This window comes from Phycicoccus sp. CSK15P-2, assembly GCF_016888005.1.
Taxonomy (GTDB): domain Bacteria; phylum Actinomycetota; class Actinomycetes; order Actinomycetales; family Dermatophilaceae; genus Phycicoccus.
Genome location: NZ_JAFDVE010000008.1, coordinates 41,403 through 59,510 on the forward strand (window position 1 = coordinate 41,403; position 18,108 = coordinate 59,510).

Here is an 18,108-nt window from a genome sequence, read left to right on the forward strand (position 1 = left end):
GGTCGACCCCCACGAACGACCCTCCGGCGCGCCACCCACTACACCGAGCGGGCGTCCCCGGCGCTCTCTGATGGTCTCGAACCGGCCACAGTTCTGAGGAGTGTGTGTGGAAGGGATCCTCAGTATTTCCCCAAGACTTCAGTGCAGGGAATTGCCGATGATGGCGGGCGATGTTCTGAAGGAGAGGAGTGTGGGGGTGACCACCACCGTGGAGTTGTCAGGTCATGACGCCGTGTCGCGGCGTGCGGGAGGAACGGCGCGGCCCGCCGTGGTCATGGGGGCCGGTGCACCGACGGTGACCAGCGCCGCCGCGCTCACCGAGCCGGTGTTCGAGCGCGTGCCCGCGCCGCGGGCGGGTGGCGAGGTGGCCTCCTGGGGCGCCGAGTCCCTGGGCGAGTCGGTCGTTCCGGCCTCGCTGACGGACGCGACGATCACCGCGGTCGCGGGCGGGAGGTCGCACTCCGTCGCGCTGACCGCCGACGGCGAGGTCGTTGCCTGGGGGGACGACAGCGAGGGACAGACCGATGTCCCGGCCGCCCTCGCGGGGGAGACGGTCACGGCCGTCGCCGCCGGCTGTGTCCACTCGCTGGCCCTGACCGCCGACGGCGAGGTCGTCGCCTGGGGCGGCGACAACCGGGGGCAGTCGAGCGTCCCCGCCTCGCTGCGGGGCCGGACGGTGACCGCGGTCGCCGCCGGCGGATGGCACTCGCTGGCCCTGACCGCCGACGGCGAGGTCGTCGCCTGGGGGGACGAGAGCAAGGGGCGGACCGAGGTGCCGCAGTCGCTGCACGGCAAGACCGTCGTCGCGATCGCCGCCGGAGGCCTGCACTCGCTCGCCCTGACCTCGAACGGCACGGTCATCGGATGGGGCTACGACGCGCACGGGCAGTCGACGACGCCGTCGTCGCTGTGGGGGCAGCACGTCACGGCCATCGCGGCCGGGGGGCTGCACTCGCTGGCCCTGGGCGCCGACGGCACCGTCACCGCGTGGGGCTGCGGCACCTACGGACAGGTCGACGTGCCGGCGGCGTTGGCGGGGAAGAAGGTCACCGCCATCGCCGCCGGCTACTACCACTCGGTGGCCTCGACCTCCGACGGCACCGTCAGGGCGTGGGGGAACAACAGCGACGGACAGACCCGGGCTCCCGCGTCGGTGAGAGGGCGGCGCGTGACCGCGGTCGCCGCCGGCTTCTACCACTCCCTGGTCGTCCTGGCCCGGCCGACGGTCGCCACGTGGGGCTGGAGCCCCTGCCAGGACACGGAGCTCCCGACGTCGGTGGCGGGCAAGGCGGTCACCGCGGTCGCAGGAGGCCGGTCCCACTGCATGATGCTGACCTCCGACGGCCGGGTCACGGTCCGCAGCGACGACCCCGCCTACGACGTGCCGGCGTCGTTGTCCGGCAAGCGGGTGACCGCCATCGCCGCGGGCTGGTCCCACGCCCTGGCGCTGACCGACGACGGCGAGGTCGCCGCCTGGGGGTACGGCGACAACGGGCAGATCGACGTCCCGGCCGCGCTGACGGGGAAGAAGGTCACGGCCATCGCCGGTGGGTACTTCCACTCGCTCGCGCTGACGGCCGACGGCGAGGTGACCGTCTGGGGCGACGACCTCTACGCACAGACGGAGGTCCCGTCCTCGCTGGCCGGCCGGACGGTCACGGCCATCGCCGCCGGTGAGCTCCACTCCCTGGCGTTCACCGCGGACGGCACGGTCATGGTCTGGGGCAGCAACGACTACGAACAGGCGGATGCGCCGCTGTCGTAGGGGTGGTGCAGCGTCGCCGGAGGGGTCCGCTCACCCACGGGTCGACGACGCCGGAGACCGGGGACACCCCGGTGAGCGACCTGCGCCGTTCATCGAGGACCGTGCGCGGAGGGCGCCCTCAGCAGCTCCCGGGACTCCGGGCAGCCATGTGCGGGGATGGCGCCCGACATCGACCGAGAGGAGTGTTGAGGTGAGTACGACGATGGACCTGACGGGTTCCGATGCCGTGTCCTGGCGTCGCCTGCGAGGAACGGTCCGGCCTGCGGTGGCCGCGGCGGCCGGTGTGCTGAGGAGAGGCGCGGCTGGTTCCTCGCCCTCTCTGGCGACCCCGCTGGGGGCGCCTCCGTCGGGCGTCGGTGGCGAGGTCGTGGCGTGGGGGTCCGACGCCGACGGGCAGTCGAGCGTGCCGGCGTCGCTCGAGGGCCGGACGGTCGTCGCCGTCGCCGGTGGGAGCTCCCACTCCGTGGCGCTGACCGCCGACGGCGCGGTGACCGCCTGGGGTGATGCCAGCGAGGGACAGACCCACGTGCCGAGGTCGCTGGCGGGCCGGAAGGTCACCGCCATCGCAGCCGGCAGCGTCCACTCGCTGGCGCTCGCCTCCGACGGCAGGGTCGCGGCCTGGGGCCATGACAGCCGGGGGCAGTCGAGCGTGCCGGAGTCCCTGGAGGGCCGGACGGTCGTCGCGGTCGCGGCGGGCGGATGGCACTCCGTTGCGCTGACCGCGGACGGCACGGTCACCGCGTGGGGCGACAACAGCGAAGGGCAGTGCGACCTCCCCGCCTCGCTGCGAGGGCGGACGGTCACCGCGATCGCCGCCGGTGGGCTGCACTCGCTCGCGCTGACCTCCGACGGCACGGTCGTCGGATGGGGGTACGACGTCTGCTGGCAAGCCAGCACCCCGGCCTCCCTGTGGGGCCGGCCGGTCGCGACCGTCGCGGGCGGCGGCCTCCATTCGCTCGCGCTGACCGCGGACGGCAGGGTCACGGCCTGGGGCTACGGAGACCACCGTCAGGTCGACGTGCCGACGTCACTCGTCGGCCGGACCGTCACGGCGGTCGCCGCCGGCTACTACCACTCCCTCGTGTCGACCTCCGACGGCTCGGTCATGGCCTGGGGCAACGGCACCGACGGACAGACGCGGGCTCCCGCGTCGGTGAGAGGGCGGCGCGTGACCGCGGTCGCTGCCGGCTTCCACCACTCGCTGGCCATCGTGACGCCCCCGACCGCCGCCGGGCCGCGGCGCAGCGGACCGGGGGAGAGAAGCGCGGCGGCGTCGTAGCACCCGACGTCGCCGCGAGGGGGGAACCCGACCCGGTGGCCCCGGGCGCCTGAGCTGACACTCTCGCCTCAGCTCAGGCGCCCGGGTCACCGGGTCGGGCCTCGCGCGGTCGGTCCTCGACGTCTCCCTCGTCGAGGAAGGCATGGAGCTCGGTGACGAACGCCGACCAGGCCGGCTCGTCGGGCATGAGCAGGTGGTTACGACCGTCGAACAGGACGAGCCTGCTGTTCGGGACGAGATCGGCGAGCTCCGTCGCTTGGGAGAACGGGACTCGTCGGTCGTCCCGGGAGTGCATGACGAGGGTGGGGCAGGTGATCCGGGAGGCCAGCTCGGTGACGTCGAGGCGGCTCATCTCCGTCATGAACCGGGTCCTGTTCTCCGCGCTGGTCGTCTGCCGGGTGTACTCCGCGAACTCGTCCCACCGGGAGGGGGAGCTGTCGGCATAGTGCTGCGACGCCCAGAACCACAGGTAGCTCCGGTCCCCCTCCTGCCATCCGGAGAGGGCGAGGTTCAGGTCCAGGGCCGCCTGGTCGCGTTCGGTGTCGTCACGTGCTCTGGCGGCGGGGCCCCGGATGAAGCCGGCGTGCACGGCCAGCCGGCTGACCCGCTCGGGTCTGAGCGCGGCGTAGGCCACGGCCAGGGGGGCGCCCACGGAGACGCCGAGCAGCGGGAAGCGGTCGAGCCCGGCGGCGTCGACCACCGCGTCGAGGTCCGCCATCCACTCCTCGAGGGTGAAGCCGGAGCTCTGCTCGGAGAGACCGCAGCCGCGCTCGTCGTAGCGGATCAGCTGTCGGCCTCGAGCCAGGCCGTCGAACCAGTGCCGGAACAGGGGCGACTCGCGTTCGAGGTCGAGCCGGCTCAACCAGTTGGCGGTCTTGACCAGTGGCGGTCCGCTACCCACGGCGGCCCAGGCGATGCGCGCACCGTCGGTCGTCCGGCAGAACCGGATGACGTCGCGCACCCCGGCGTCCGTGCCGGTCCCCCGCGTGCCGTGGGTGATGGCGGGTGCCGTCGTCACGGGCTCGGCGGCCGGGACGGCCTCGGCCGTGAGCAGCGAGTCGAGGTCGGCGGTGACGACCGATGTCGGGGCGACGAACTGGTAGCCGAGGCCTCGGAGGGTGCGGACGAGGTGCTGGGTGCTCCCGGTGTCGCCGAGCGCGGCACGAACCGCGCTCAGGGCGGTCGGGAGGACGGAGCCGGTGACCGGCGCGTCGCCCCACACCTCGAGCAGCAGCTCGCGGCGCGGAACCACGCGGCCGCGGTGCTCCACCAGGTAGCAGAGCAGGTCGAAGGCGCGCGGCTCGAGGTGGACCGGCCGCTGGTCCGCGCAGAGCAGGCGGCGCGTCCGGCACAGGGTGAACCGCCCGAAGCGGTGGACGAGGGTACTCACGGCCGTGGCCTGTCGTCGTCCGTCGTGGTGCACTGCGGCGGAGCGGCGCCGGCCGCCCGCCGCCGGCGGGGGTCGCATGACGGGATGGGGGCTGTGGGACGGATGGCGCGTCCCTCCGTTCTGCCTAGGTGCCGTTCACGTGGTCCGGGAAACTCGTCTGCACCCCTGCCGCCCCGACGACGAGTACACGCGACCGGAACGTTCGGAGGAGACGATGCCATGGAACGGTGCCGTGCGGGCTGTTCATCGCATTCCGGACACTCCGTGTCACCGCCGTCCGGGTGCCGAAACCCCACGTCCACAGGGGTTTTTCCGATACGCTTCACACCGAGGCCTAGCACCGATGGCTGCCGCCGTGAGCTGGAAGGCGAGCTGTACATGGCCGGGGAGACATACCGGTTCGACGACTACGAGCTGATCTCCGCACGCTTCGAGCTGCGGCGGTCAGGACACTCGGTCCGTGTCGAGCCCCTCGCGCTCGACCTCCTGCACTACCTCCTCGCGCAGCGGGACCGCGTCGTGCCGAAGAACGAGCTGCTCGACTCGGTGTGGGGCAACCGCTTCGTCAGCGAGGCCGCGCTCACCACGGCCCTGCGCAGCGCACGTCTGGCCGTCGGCGACTCGGGCCGTGACCAGCGGCTCATCCGGACGGTCCACGGCCGGGGCTACCAGTTCGTGGCGCCCGTCACCGTCGTCGGCGGGAGGCCGGCCGGGCATGCTGCCACGCCGGCCGTGGCCGCTCGCACCGGTGGCGACGGTCAGACGATCCGCTACTGCCACGCCGCCGACGGCACCCGGATCGCCTACGCCACGGTGGGGTCGGGGCCGCCGCTGCTCAAGGCCGCGAACTGGATGACCCACCTCGACCTCGAGTGGCGGACGCCGGTGTGGTCGCATTGGCTGGAGGGGCTGGCGCGCCGGCGCCGGCTCATCCGCTACGACGAGCGCGGGTGCGGCATGTCGGACTGGGAGGTCCCCAGCTTCACCTTCGAGGACTGGGTCGACGACCTGGAGACCGTCGTCGACGCTGTGGGGCCGGAGCGGTTCCCCCTCCTCGGGGTCTCGCAGGGTGGAGCGGTGGCGATCGCGTACGCGGTCCGGCATCCCGAGCGGGTCAGCAAGCTCGTGCTCGCGGGCGCCTACGCCCGGGGACGGTCCGTCCGGGCGAACAGCGAGGCCCAGCGTGACGCCGCGGCTCTCGACCTCGAGCTCGCGCGGGTCGGCTGGAGCCGCGAGGATGCCAGCTATCTGCGGGTCTTCGCCTCGCAGTTCCTCCCGGACGGGACCGCCGAGGAGTGGGCGGACTTCATCGGCTTCCAGCGCAAGACGACGTCCCCGGTGAACGCGCTCCGCTTCCTGGACCAGTTCGCCCGGATCGACGTCTCGGACATCGCCCATCTCGTCCAGTGCCCGACGCTGATCCTGCATTCCCGCGACGACGTGCGTGTCCCGGCGTCGCAGGCCACCGAGCTCGCCGCACTCATCCCCGACAGCACCCTCATCATGCTCTCGAGCGGCAACCACCTGCTGAGCGCCAAGGAACCGGCCTGGGACGAGTTCCTGACCCACGTCGACGAGTTCCTGTCGGTGTGACCTCCGCTGGTTGGGCCTCCCGTCGAGAGGCACGCCCGCGACGGCCGACGCGCTCGGGACTCCGCGCCGGCTACCGAGAGGACGCGGCCTGTTCGACGATCTCGGTCAGGTGCGTGTGAACCGCAGACGCGTCGATCGTGGACACGTTGGGCGCTTCTTGGGCCACTCCGATGACGACGAAGCCGACATCCGGGAACTGCGCCGCAGTTGCGTCGACGGTCTCCCGGGGCAGGTCTCCGGCGGCGTAGATCCGGGTGCAGTCGGCCTGGGCCAGACTGGCCAGGAACGTCGCGGCGTTCTCGACCGTCTGGTCGCCGGCCACCGCCAGGTAGCGCACCCTGGTACCGGTCGCCTCCGAGGCCTCCTGCATACCGGCCCACACCGCGGCCGCCTCGGGGTCCGCGAGCCCGCGGTCGGCGGTGAGCAGGCACGCGGTGACGTCGAGGTACTCCCGAGCTCGCGGCTCGCGGTCTCGGGTCCCGAGCAGTAGCACGGCCGCGACGAAGCCGAGGGCGACCAGCACCCCGGCGGCCACGTACCAGCCCCGGCTTCCCAGCAGGAACATCGAGGTCCTCGATCGGGTCATGCGATCACCACGTAAGCCCGAACCGCACGGTCCGGCACGTGGCCGTCTTCGCATCCGACGCGGAGGGCGGTCCTGCTGATACCGGTCATCTATGGGTCTCGAACGACTTCAGTGATCGGCGTTCCCTCCGGAAGGCCCCTCACCTGCCGTCTCAGTTGCCCCATGATCGTCCAGTACACGTCGAGGTCCGAGAGCTCCACGTTGGCGACGACGTCTTGCCCTCCCAAGAACAGGGGCCGCTTGTATCCCACACACTCCGCCACTGTCGGGACTGACCCACCCGAGTGCCGCCACTGATCGAAGAAGGTCCGGGCCAACGCCTCCTCGGTGTAGTCGACCAGCTCCTCGTCGTGGAACCGTGAGAAGGGAACCGGAATCTCGAGCGCTTCTCCGGTCCCCGGTTCGAACAGCATGACCTCAGGGTCGCCATCCGACCCACGCGCTGCGTCCGTCGCGAACTGTCGGCCGAGCCAGTCGTAGCCGAAGCACGTCAACCGCCCTGCGAACTCAGGAAATCCTGCACGCACCAGAGCGTCCGAGCTGCGCGCCGAAGCCCTCGTGTGGACGCGGTACAGGCCATCCCCGAAGGTTCTCCCGCCAGCCGCGTCCAACCATGCCCCCACGGTGCCGTCCACGGACTGAGTCACGAGGCTCGGCCCGTCGCTGACGGCGAACGTGGCAAGGAAACGCTCGAACATCATGGTCGTCTCGGACAGATCGACACGCGGCAAACGAGGGTCCCTGGGAGCAATTTGCGTTTGCGGGTTTGTCCGCTGATCTGAGCGCCCAAACTTCGGTTCACCGAACTGTCCAACGGCTTCATGTTCATGAGATCGTCCGCGCCACCCAACTGAAGATCGATGACGTGATCTACGTCCGACCCTGGCGGTATGCTATGTCCAGCAGCACGATACCGCTGAGAAGCCGTAGGGCCAGAACGTTTCTTGACCTGAGTGACCACCAGCCTGTCAGCGGCGTTCAGTGCGGCAACCTTCTCGTCCGCTGCCTGCTTCTGAGCATGAGACCAGCCCTCCTTGTACTTCAAGGTCAACGAGACCCCATCGGCTGGACGAGTTGCGGCTTCTTGGCCTGCTGCTTCGCCGCCGCAGTTGTGGACGAGAACCGGGGTGTCGTCCGCCAGCACGTAGTAGGTGTGCACGCCGGCGACGGTCAGGTCGTTCATGAGTTCCGGACCGGGCCGGACCTTCACACTACTCACCTGCTGGGTCCCGCGGCCGTCGGACCCGCGGAGGACGTCACCGGGCTCGAGATCCTCGGCGTCGGTCCACCGCCCGGTGGTGGCGTTCCAGAAGGGGTGGTGGGCGGTCGTGCGCACCTCCGTCCACTCCCCGGTAGCGGTGTCGGTGACCGTGACGTCGACCAGGTCGCGGTCGTCGTTGCGGTGCAGGACCCGTACCGGCTGAGCGCTGGTCTCGCCCGTCTCCGGGTCGGTGGCCAGGACCTCGTCGTCCAGCTTCACCTCGGAGATCTTCTGGGTGGTGCCGTCGGCCATCTGCACACGGGTGTCGGGGTCGAAGCTGTGCCGCACACAGGCCCGGGCCGTGTCGGCGACATCGTCGGAACGGCTACCTCCGGAACGCACGGCGTCGTCGACGTAGCCGTCCCCGGCGGCGACGGCCTCGTCGGCACGGCCCCCGACGCGGCTGGTGCCGCGCGCGGCGTCGTCGGCGTGCTCGGCCAGCTCGCGGGTGGCGCGGCCGGCACCTCGCGCCGCACGCCGCCCGGCCGTGACGACCTTGCCCGCGCGACCGGCGACGGCCTTGGCGACCGGTGCCGCAGCCTTGCTCACGGCCTTGGCCGCGGCGGCGCCCATCATCGGCAGGGCCGCGCCGAGCCCGCCGGCGAGCCCGCCCATGGCGGCGTCATGGAGCAGCTCCAGGCCGGTGTGGCCCTCCATGGCGCCGGTGACCAGGCCGCCGAGGGCTCCGGCGGCCATCCCGCAGGCGGCCACGCCGACCCCTGTCCATCCGACCGCGAGCAGACAGGCGGCCTCCACGATCATGCCCACGATGGCACCGACGATCTCGGCCTTGTGCTCGACGATCCAGTCACGTGCGGTGTGTGCCCACTGCGAGACACGCTCGGCGGCGGCCAGCAGTCCCGTCCCGATCGCCGTGATCTTCTCGTAGGCCCGGGTCACCGACTGCCTGACCTCGTCGACTCGGTCCTTGGCGTAGTCCACGGCGCTCCGGCCGAGGTCCCGCACACGCCTGCCGGCATCTCGGAACCCCTCCCGGATCTTCTTGCCGGCGTTCTTGACCCTGTCCAGGAACTTGCCTCGGTGGCCGGAGGGGTCGGTGACGACCAGCGGGTTGCCGTCGCCGTACTGGTACCGGTTGGCCGCGATGGAGTCCGGGACCGGCGAGTTGGTGAGGCCGTCGCGGGTGCCGAACTGGGCGGTGCCCGGGTCGTACCAGCGGGCGTGCATGTTGACGCGACCGGTGGCCGGGTCGGTCCATTCCGACTGGTAGCCCAGGCTGCCGAGCATGTCCTTCTCGCTGGTCACCTCTCCCAGCGGGCTGTAGCTGCGGCTGGCCGTCACCTCCGCACCGTTGGTGTCGAGCTGCGCCACCACGTCGTCGTGGAGGTCGGTCCACACCAGCCGGCTGGTGCTCCCGGTGGTCACCGCGGTCACGTCGCCGTCCGGATCGCGCAGGTAGCCGGTGCCGCCGTCGGTGGCCAGGTCGTTCTGCAGGCCGGAGTAGGCGAACCCGTCGCGCAGCACGCGGCCGAGCGCGTCGTACCCGTAGGACCGGGTGGCCCCGGCCGAGGCCTGGGTGACGACCTGGTCGAACGCGTCCGCGACGGTCGTGATGCTGGTGCCGGCGCCCGACTCCGAGGCCCGTGTGCCCCGCGCGGTGTAGGTGAAGCCACGCCCCTCGGTGTCGGAGACCAGCCGGTTGCGCTGGTCGTAGACGTAGTCGACGTCCCCCACTCCGGTCCGGTTGCCGGAGGCGTCGTAGCGGTAGCCGACGGTGGTGGCACCGTCGTCCCACGAGGTGAGCCGATTGGCCAGGTCGTAGGTGTAGGAGTCGGTGGTGGTGGCGCCGTCGAGGGTGACGACCTTGGACGTCTCGTTGCCGGAGGCGTCCCAGCCGTAGGCGATCGAGGCGATGGTGTCCCCGTCGGCGTCGGCCAGCGTGTCGCTCGTGAGCCGGTGGAGGTCGTCGTAGCCGAAGACCCGCCGGTTGCCGGAGTCGCCGAAGGTCATCGACGCCACCTCCGACATCGCCGTGTAGGTGTACCCGATCGAGACCCCGGCCTCGGTGTTCTTGACCGACGCCAGCCGGGCCGCGTCGTCGTAGCCGTAGCTGGTGGTGCCGGCCACGTCGGTGCGCGAGGCCATCAGCCCGTCGGGGGTGTAGGTGAAGGACGCGTCACCGGACGGGCCGCTCAGCGAGACGGGCAGGCCCCGGTCGTCGTAGGCGACCGTGTTGGTGCCGCCCGGGGCCGAGAACTGGGTCAGCCGGCCAGCGGCGTCGTAGCCGAAGTCACGGTCGGCCGTCTCCGCCTCGGCGCCCGACCCGGCCTGCCGGGTCAGCCGGCCGGCCTCGTCGTAGGCGAAGGTGCGGGTGACCCCGCCCGGCACCCTCTGCGACACCGCCTGCCCGGCCGCGTCGTACACCGTGGTGAAGGTCCGGTCGGCAGGGTCCGGGTGGGCCTCGGTGGCGGGCTCGATCCGCGACTGCACCAGGTCCCACGGAGTGTAGGTGGTGGTGAACGCGTTGCCCCGTCCGTCGGTGAACCGGGTCGGGTTGCCGGCCAGGTCGTAGCCGAACGACGTGTCGATACTCGTGTCGGCGTCGACCGGCTGCGACTCGGTGGCCATCCGCCCGGCCGCGTCGTAGCCGAACCGGGTCGTGGCTCCCCGCGCGTCGGTGACTGCCACGGCGTTACCGGCGGCGTCGTAGCCCCAGGAGGTGGTAGCCAGTGCGGGACCGCCATCCTCCGAGTACGCCGCCGAGGAGGTCGGCCGGGAGAGCATGTCGAAGTCCGTGACGGTGTAGCCGCCGTCGGGGTCGACCTGCTTGACCGCCCGGCCCAGCACGTCGTAGACCACGCTGGTGGTCTCGCCGGCTCCGTCGACCATGCTGGTCACCTGGCCGAGCGCGTCGTAGCCGTAGGTGGCGCTCACCCCGGCCGGGGTGGTCACCATGGCCAGCCGCCCCGCGTCGTCGTAGGTGCCGGTGGTGGTGTAGACCTCCTCGGCCTGCCGGACCGCCTCGTCGACGCTGGTCAGGTTGCCGAGCAGGTCGTAGGCGAACCCGGTGACCGCCTCGTTCGGGTCGGTCACCGACAGCACGTTGCCCAGCAGGTCGTAGCGCGTCGTCGTGGTGCCGCCGTCGGGCGCGACCTCGGTGACCGGCCGGCCCAGCTGGTCGTAGGCGAGCGTGGTCGTACGCCCGAGGGGGTCGGTGTGCGAGACGAGCTGACCCATCGGGTCGTACTCCAGCACCGTCCGGGCGTTGATCGGCGCCGATGTACCCGGTGGGGTGTAGCCGGGCAGACGGACGGCCTGCTGCCGGCCTGCCTGGTCGATCTCGTAGGTGGTGACGTGACCGTTCGGGTCGGACTCCTCGACGACGTCACCGAACGCGTTGTACCCGATCGTCGTCACCGCCCGGGCGGTCACCGCCGGTCCGTCACCGGGCTCCGCCTGCACCGGTGGCCCGACCGTCATGACCGGCCGGTCCGCCTCGTCGTGGGACACGTGCGTGGTGTTGCCCCGCGCGTCCACCACCGCCGTCGCCAGACCGCCGGTGTCGAGCACGCTGGAGGTGCGGGAGACGCCGGTCGCAGCGCCGGGAACGGTGCCATCGGCCACGCCGACGGCCCAGTCGTCGTCGTACGACACCTGCTGGTACATCTGCAGGTCCGAGATCGCGCCGCGGAACATCCGCGACGCGGAGCCGCCGACCCGCACACCCCCTACGGCAACGCTGTGCGTCTCGGCACCGCCGAAGCTGCCGACCTTGACCCCGTCGAGGAAGATCGTCCACAACTTGGACTGTGGGCTCACTCCCACGGCCACGTGCTGCCAGGCACCGGCCCTCACCGAGCCCTGCCCGACGATCCTGGAGCTGACGGCGACCTCGCCGTCGGCCCCGTGGCCGGCAGTCTCTGCACGCCATCCCTTGGCTGCGGCGTCGAAGGACAGCCGGAACGCCGGGTGCGTGTCCGACACGCCGGGGATCTCGAGCACGGTGGCGTCCGATCGGATCCTGTCGGCCCGCAGCCAGGCCGCCACCGTGTACCCGTTGGTGGTGTCCACCACCGGCCCCGCGGTGGTGATCTGTGACGTGTTGCGGTCGAACACCGCCACCGGGCCTCGCTGCGGGTCGTCCTTCCACCGCACGCCGGTGGCCGTACCGGGGGTGTTGCCGGCCGTGTCGGCGGCCGTGGATCCCTCGATCTCGTCCAGCCGCCACCGGGCCACCGGCGTCGTCGCCGGGTCGCCACCGAAGCGGGTCTCCGACACCGATCGCCCCAGCACGTCGTAGGCGTAGTCGATGGCCTCCAGCAGGTTGCCGGAAGAGTCCCGGGTGACCTGCGAGATCACCTGGTCGTCGGGTGCCAGTTTCAGGAAGGTGTTGCGGGCGATCCCGCTCGGGTCCTGCACGATGCGGATCTGCCGGCCCGCCGCGTCGTACCCGAACCTCGTGACCGTCCTGCCGTTGGCGCTGCGCTGCTCCTTCAGGTTCCCGGCCGCGTCGTAGCTGTTGCGTTCCAGCACGAACGAGGTGTCGCCGTCCGAGCGGGTGACGGTGGCGGTCCGGCCGTCGTCGGTGTACGTGTAGTCGACCGTGTAGCCCATCGCGTCGGTGCTCGACGCCATCCGGCCCGCCGGGTCGTAGGTGGCCGACTCGACCACCAGGTCCTCCGGCTCCTGAGGGTCGTTCGGGTCCCCGGTGTAGTCCTCGATCGTGCGGGACAGCTGGTTGCCGTTCGCGTCCACGGCGTAGGTGCTGACCGTCCCGTCCGGGTCGGACTGCTTCACCAGATGTCCGTAGACGTCGTACTCGTACGACGTCCGGTCTCCGGTCGCGGCCGTCTCGGAGGCCCGGCGGCCGTGCTCGTCGTACGTCCATTCGGTCACCCGCTCCGGGTCGCCGCCGGTGAGGTCGCTGACGACCTGCCCGGCCAACAGGTCACCGTCGGGACCGTCGAACAGGTTCCTCATCTGCGGGGTGTGGACCGCACCGGTCACCCGGTTGGTCACCGCCGGGTCCGTCTGGGTCACCACGCGACCCACCGCGTCGTAGGTGTACGTCGTGGTCCGCCCCTCGGGGAACGTCGAGGTCGACACCGTCTCGGTGAGCTGGCGGCCCTGCGCGTCGTACTCGTAGGTGGTCTTCGCGCCCGCCGGGTCGACCACCGTCGCCAGGTCACCCGCGGCGGTGTAGGTCATGGTGCGCAACCCGCCGGAGGCGTCCACCACCTTCCACGGCAGGCCCCTCGGTGCCTGGCCACCGCCCGAGGCCGGCACACTGGTGCCGTCGGTATAGGTGATCGTCGTCGTCCGGCCCACGGGGTCGGTCGTCGTCAGCAGGTTCCCGGCCGCGTCGTAGGTGTACGACGTCAGGTACGTGTCGTCCTCCGGCCCCGCCGAGCCCGGCCCGCGCTCCGCGAGGAGCTTGCCGTTGCGCGGGTCGGCCCGGTCGTCGTCGTTCCAGTAGTAGTCGTAGTAGCTGCTGGAGCACTTCTTCTCGGCCTGGTCCTGGCAGGTCACCCGCTGGATGGTGTGGCCCCGCTCGTCCTGCACGGACCGGGTCACGATGCCGTTCGGGTCGATCTCGAGGCTGGTGAAGCCGCCGCTGTCCCGCCCGTACAGGGTGGTGTTGCCCAGCGCGTCGGTGTGCGCCGCCCGCTGCCCGGTCACGAGGTCGAACGTGTCGGTCACCCGGTGCCCGCCCGGGTCGGTCACCGAGACCACCTTCACGGGGTTGGAGACCGCCGTGATCCCATCGACCTGCGCTGAGTGGTCGACCGCGGTCACACCCGGCGTCAACGCTTGCGCGGGAAGCGACCCTGCCGCCGTGTCGGCCAAGCGCCGACCCGAGACGTCACCGGCCGTGACTACCAGGGGCGCAGTCCTGCCCGCCGACTGGTAGTGAGCAGTCACATCGTCCGCGTTCAGCGCACGGTCGTAGAAGGCGGCCTCCGCCAACCGCCCGTGGTAGTACGAGGTCGAGTCAGGGGGGAGTCCCGACCAGCCATTGCCGGCGTCGCCGGCGCCGAGGTATCCGTAGTCGGCGTCCGCCCACAACGGCAGCGCTCCGGTGGTGGACTGCACTTTCACCCCGTCCAGATACAGCGTCTGGGTGGTGCTGAGCAGTGGGGCCTCACGCGTGAGCACCGCGTGATGCCACGTGTTGTCGTCCACCCGGTCCGGCGACACGAGCGACATCGCCCACTGTTGGCGCGCCGCGTTCGTACACGTCCGAATGGTCAGCTGAACGCCATCGGCACCCGAGCCGGCGTCAAGGCACCGACCGGAGGCGACGTGGCGCCAGCGGCCGCCCGAAGCCATGGGCTCCCACTGTTCAGCCGCGACACCGCGACAGGCCTGTGCCTTCACCTTCGTCCCGTTGGCCGATCCGGAGCCCACGGGGATCAGACACGAGCCCCCCCGCTTCAACTGCGTTCCGCTGTGCTGCCAGCTCTGGAGCGTCGAGCCGTCACACATGGCCACCCGCACAGCACCGGAGTCTCCGGAGCTGGCCTGCATGCACTTGCCCGCGAACCCCGATGTCAGCGGCCCGGTCGGTGTTGCAGCCGCCGACAGTCCTCGCAGTCTGCCGTTGTCGTCGATCCACAGCATCGGCCACGCACCGGACGGGGAGTCTTTCAGCGGGGCACTCTGCGCCGACAGCAAGACCGATCCTGGCGCACCGGTCTTGAACCACAGCTCCTGCGTGCTGGCCCCGCCCGGTGCCACCGCGCCGCCGGGTAGGTCAACGGTCCACCCGGAGCTGGGATTCGTGAAAGGGGGGGTGAAGCTCACCGCGGTCCCATCGGCGAACGGCCCCCCGGCCCTCAGCGGGGCCCAGATCGTCGCTGCGTCGGCGCCGGTCTCGTTGAGCCCGAGGACGCCGCTCGTCTCGCGCAGTCGCCAGTAGTCGGTGGGCCTCGAGGCCCGGACCGCGTCCGCATAGATGTCGCTCGTCCCGGCCACCTGGGGTGCGCCCATCGTCCACGTGCCACCGTCGCTGTCGGTCATCGACGACAGCCGCCCGGTGACGGCGTCCATCGACAGCGACGCCACGGTGCGGCCCGAGTCCTTGGCCACCTTGGACAGCTGCCAGCTCTGGTTCACCGCCGCGGCGTGCATCTCGGCCACGTCCGATGCGCTCAGCGCATGGTCGAAGAACGCCACGTCCGCGATCTGCCCGGCGAAGAAGGTCCGCTGTTGGGTGTCGTACGGCTGGTCCGGCCACTCGAGGCCCAGGAACCCTGCGCCGATGTACTGGTACCGCGTGCCCCAGTAGTCCCAGCCGTCGGCCACCCCGCTGGTGCTCGCCTGCCGCTCCCCGTCGAGGTAGAGCACCTCACCGCCGTCCGTGTCGACCAGCGCCGCGTGATGCCACTCCCCGTCCGTCACCGATTCCGGTGTGGACATGGTGCTGCTATGGGACGCGGCGCGGATCTTCGTGTACAGCTTCCCGCTGGACCCGATGTACATCATCGGCATGATGGGATGCTCCGTCGTCGAGGCGGTGATCGGGTCGCTCTGGTACGAGAGCAGCACTCGCCCGGGCGTGGTCGTCTTGAACCACAGGCTCACCGTTCGCGAGCCATCGTTCGCTCCCCTGGCGGGCATCCGCACCCGCGAGGAGGAGCCGGTGAAGGACGTCGAGCCCGACGTGGAGCCCGGCCATGGCGACGGCGTGGACCCCGCCGTCGTGTTCTCGTGGAAGGCCATGTCGCTGCCGCCGCTGCCCAGCACTGAGCTCGAAGCCACCGTGCTTCCGGTCGGCTCGTTCAGCCGCCAGAACACGCTCGGTGCCTGGTCGAGCGCCGCGTTCGCCCCCTGGTTGGCCGAGTTGTCCCACGTGTAGGTGGTGCAGGAGCCCGCCGGCGGGCACACCTTCGTGAGCCTGTCGTGCTCGGCGTAGGTGTACTCCCACGACTGGTCTGCACCGTCGATCTGTCCGCTCGGCGTGACCCGGGTGACGTGCGGCTCGCCCGCGGCGCTGTCCCAGGTCAGGTCCAGCGACCGCCCCGAGGCGCTGGTCATGCGCGACACGCGCCCGGACCCGTCGTAGGTGAACGTCAAGGAGAGTCCGTTGCCGTCCTCCACCGAGGTGGGGCGAAACTCCCGGCCTCCGACCGGGCGGGCGAACACGAAGGTCTCCTGCGTGGTGCGCAGCCGGTATCCCGTGACCGACCCTCCGGACCTGACGGCCGTCAGCACGTCGGTCCGGCCCGCCGGCGCCTCGAACTTCCCGTCGGGATACGGGCCGAAGCCCCCCGCTGATCCGTCCGGGTAGGTCACCACGACGCTGCGCAGGTCACCGGCCTCGTCGACCCTCTCGGCCACCCGCGCGTCCAGCAGGCTCGACCAGCCGCGCCCGAAGGCGCCCGAGTGTCGCGTGTCGAGACTGTTGTACGACCGGCTGATCTCCAGCGCGGGTCCGACCCCGGCCACCTGCGCCTCGGTCGCCGAGGTCGTGTAGTTGCCGATGTCCGGGTTGTAGCCCTTCCCCGGGTTCTGAGCCAGCTTCGAGCCCAACGCCGGTTGCGGAGCCCGTGTGTAGAACGAGTACCTCGGAGACCGACCACTGTGCACCTGCGACTCGTCGTGCGCGTGTACCTTCCACGAGTACGTCGTGTTCCACCTCAGCGTCCCGGCTGGGACCCTCGTCGTGGCCGAGCCTTCCCCCTCCGGTTGGACGAAGTCCTTGCTGTGCACGACGACGCCATCCTCGTCATAGACGTCCACGGTGTAGTGGATATCGCCGGGCCCGTCGGGGTCGTGGCCTCTCACCGTGATGTCCGGCGTCAGCGTCTGCACCACATCTCCGTGGCGCGGCCGCCGCGTGTCCACTTGTGGCGGCAGACCGTCGGTCATGACGAGCACCAAGGTGGGCGCATACGCACCGTCGGCGTAGTCGGCCGACGTGTACAACGCTCGCTGGGCCGGGTCGCTCTCGTCCGCGGTCACGGCCAGACCGAGGTTCCGACCAGAGGTCCATCCCTCGATCAGAGAGTTCGCGGAAGCGGGGATCCACCCACCGACCGACGGGTCGAGCGCAGTGTTCGTGCACGCCTCCTCGGCCGGGGGCTCCCACCTGTTCCCTGACGTGTCGATCCGCGGCCCCGGATACTCGGCGCCGGCGAGGTCTGCGGATGTCCATTCCTCCTCGACCTCGTGGACGTACATCGGCGCCGCGCTGCACTCCGGCCGGTACATCAGGTGCAAGCGCACGTGCGCGTCGAAGATCGTCGGCTTCTCGGGCGTCACCGCCGAGTCGATGTCGAACTGGAGGAAGGTCCGGGACTTCACCCCGGCCTCGTCGATCCCCGTCGACAGGTAGTCACCGTTCTGCACCGACGCACCCGTCTCGGGGTCGCTGTCGACGAAGACGTCACCGTCGGTGAGGATGTTCTCGTCCGGTTGAGCCGTCACCGTCGGGTCCACCCGCACCGGGTAGACCCGCTCCGGGTCCGCCAGCCACTCCCGGTCGGCGGCCAGCTCGATCGCCGGCCCACCGTTCACGATCACCAACCGCATCGACACCGCCGAGGAGCGTGCCGGCAGCCGGGTCTTCTCGTCCACCGACGAGTCCTGCATGAACGGTGCCGGGATCGACGCGGACAGCTTGCCCTTCGCGTCGACCAGCTCGATCGTGCCGCCCTCGCCCTCGCGGGCCGCCAACCCGTCCAGGGCCAGCGGGAACACCCACTCCGACGCCGCCTTCTCGGACGCCAGCACCAACGTCTCCTTCACCCCGTCCGGCCGTGCCACCAGCTCGAGATCGGTCTCCGGCAGCACCCCCGGGTAGGTGGCCGTCGTGCCGTCCACCCTCGCCTCGACCGCCGCGGCGTCCGCGAGGCTCCACCCCACGGAACCACCCGACGGCAAGGACACCTCCACCAGAGCCTCGCCGTCCGATGTCGCCCGGGCTGCCCTTCCGTCGGTCGACGACTCGGCGTCCCCCGTGCCGGCAGGCGTCTCGTGGCGGGGCGCCCCCCCCGCCCCCCGGGGGGGGGGGGGGCCCCCCCCCCCCGGGGGGGGGCGCCCCCCCCCCCCCCCCCCCCCCCCCCCCCCCCCCCGCCCCCCCGGGGGGGGGGGGGCCCCCCCCGCGGGGGGGGGCCCCCCTGACGATGTGCTGTGCGGATGCCTGGGCCGGTCCTCGTGACCGCCCTCGACGGGCGTCGTCCCCCGCCGGTTCGTCCGTCCCCCGGACGGTTGTCCACAGGTTCTTCCACAGCTGGGGACGAATCACACGCATGTAATCCACAGGGAGCGG

The 18,108-nt window shown here is 71.2% G+C and carries 7 protein-coding genes; 3 read left to right on the forward strand and 4 right to left on the reverse strand.

Going from position 1 to position 18,108, the window contains the following annotated elements:
* Positions 1 to 196 precede the first annotated feature (196 nt).
* The gene (locus tag JQN72_RS04160; protein ID WP_204133905.1) at positions 197 to 1,765 is read left to right on the forward strand and encodes a hypothetical protein; all 1,569 of its coding nucleotides are present in this window, start codon (positions 197 to 199) and stop codon (positions 1,763 to 1,765) included.
* A gap of 190 nt (positions 1,766 to 1,955) precedes the next feature.
* Positions 1,956 to 3,044 carry an RCC1 domain-containing protein gene (locus JQN72_RS04165; protein WP_204133906.1) on the forward strand — a complete coding sequence of 363 codons (1,089 nt, stop codon included), beginning with the start codon at positions 1,956 to 1,958 and terminating at the stop codon, positions 3,042 to 3,044.
* 73 nt (positions 3,045 to 3,117) lie between these two features.
* Here the strand turns inward: JQN72_RS04165 and JQN72_RS04170 are convergent, their stop codons facing one another.
* Entirely contained in the window at positions 3,118 to 4,434 is a 1,317-nt protein-coding gene (locus JQN72_RS04170) for an alpha/beta fold hydrolase (RefSeq protein WP_204133907.1), read from the reverse strand.
* Between the two features lie 378 nt (positions 4,435 to 4,812).
* Here JQN72_RS04170 and JQN72_RS04175 point away from each other — a divergent pair, with 378 nt between their 5' ends.
* Entirely contained in the window at positions 4,813 to 6,027 is a 1,215-nt protein-coding gene (locus tag JQN72_RS04175; protein WP_204133908.1) for an alpha/beta fold hydrolase, read from the forward strand.
* A 70-nt stretch (positions 6,028 to 6,097) separates the two neighbouring features.
* On the opposite strand, the gene JQN72_RS04180 is transcribed toward JQN72_RS04175, so the two are convergent.
* From JQN72_RS04180 to JQN72_RS04190, 3 genes are all read right to left on the reverse strand, one after another.
* Positions 6,098 to 6,613 carry a hypothetical protein gene (locus tag JQN72_RS04180; protein WP_204133909.1) on the reverse strand — a complete coding sequence of 172 codons (516 nt, stop codon included), beginning with the start codon at positions 6,611 to 6,613 and terminating at the stop codon, positions 6,098 to 6,100.
* Positions 6,614 to 6,702: 89 nt separating this feature from the next.
* A complete protein-coding gene (locus tag JQN72_RS04185; protein ID WP_204133910.1) occupies positions 6,703 to 7,314 on the reverse strand; it encodes a T6SS immunity protein Tdi1 domain-containing protein in 612 nt (203 codons plus the stop codon).
* A complete protein-coding gene (locus tag JQN72_RS04190; RefSeq protein ID WP_204133911.1) occupies positions 7,311 to 17,702 on the reverse strand; it encodes a LamG-like jellyroll fold domain-containing protein in 10,392 nt (3,463 codons plus the stop codon). The genes JQN72_RS04185 and JQN72_RS04190 overlap by 4 nt, the downstream gene beginning before the upstream one ends.
* Between the last annotated feature and the right edge of the window lie 406 nt (positions 17,703 to 18,108).

Excerpts from the sequence above, each read along its gene's own strand:
- JQN72_RS04175 (WP_204133908.1), top strand. The coding sequence starts at position 4,813 with ATGGCCGGGGAGACATACCGGTTCGACGACTACGAGCTGATCTCCGCA.
- JQN72_RS04180 (WP_204133909.1), bottom strand. The coding sequence starts at position 6,613 with ATGACCCGATCGAGGACCTCGATGTTCCTGCTGGGAAGCCGGGGCTGG.
- JQN72_RS04185 (WP_204133910.1), bottom strand. The coding sequence starts at position 7,314 with ATGATGTTCGAGCGTTTCCTTGCCACGTTCGCCGTCAGCGACGGGCCG.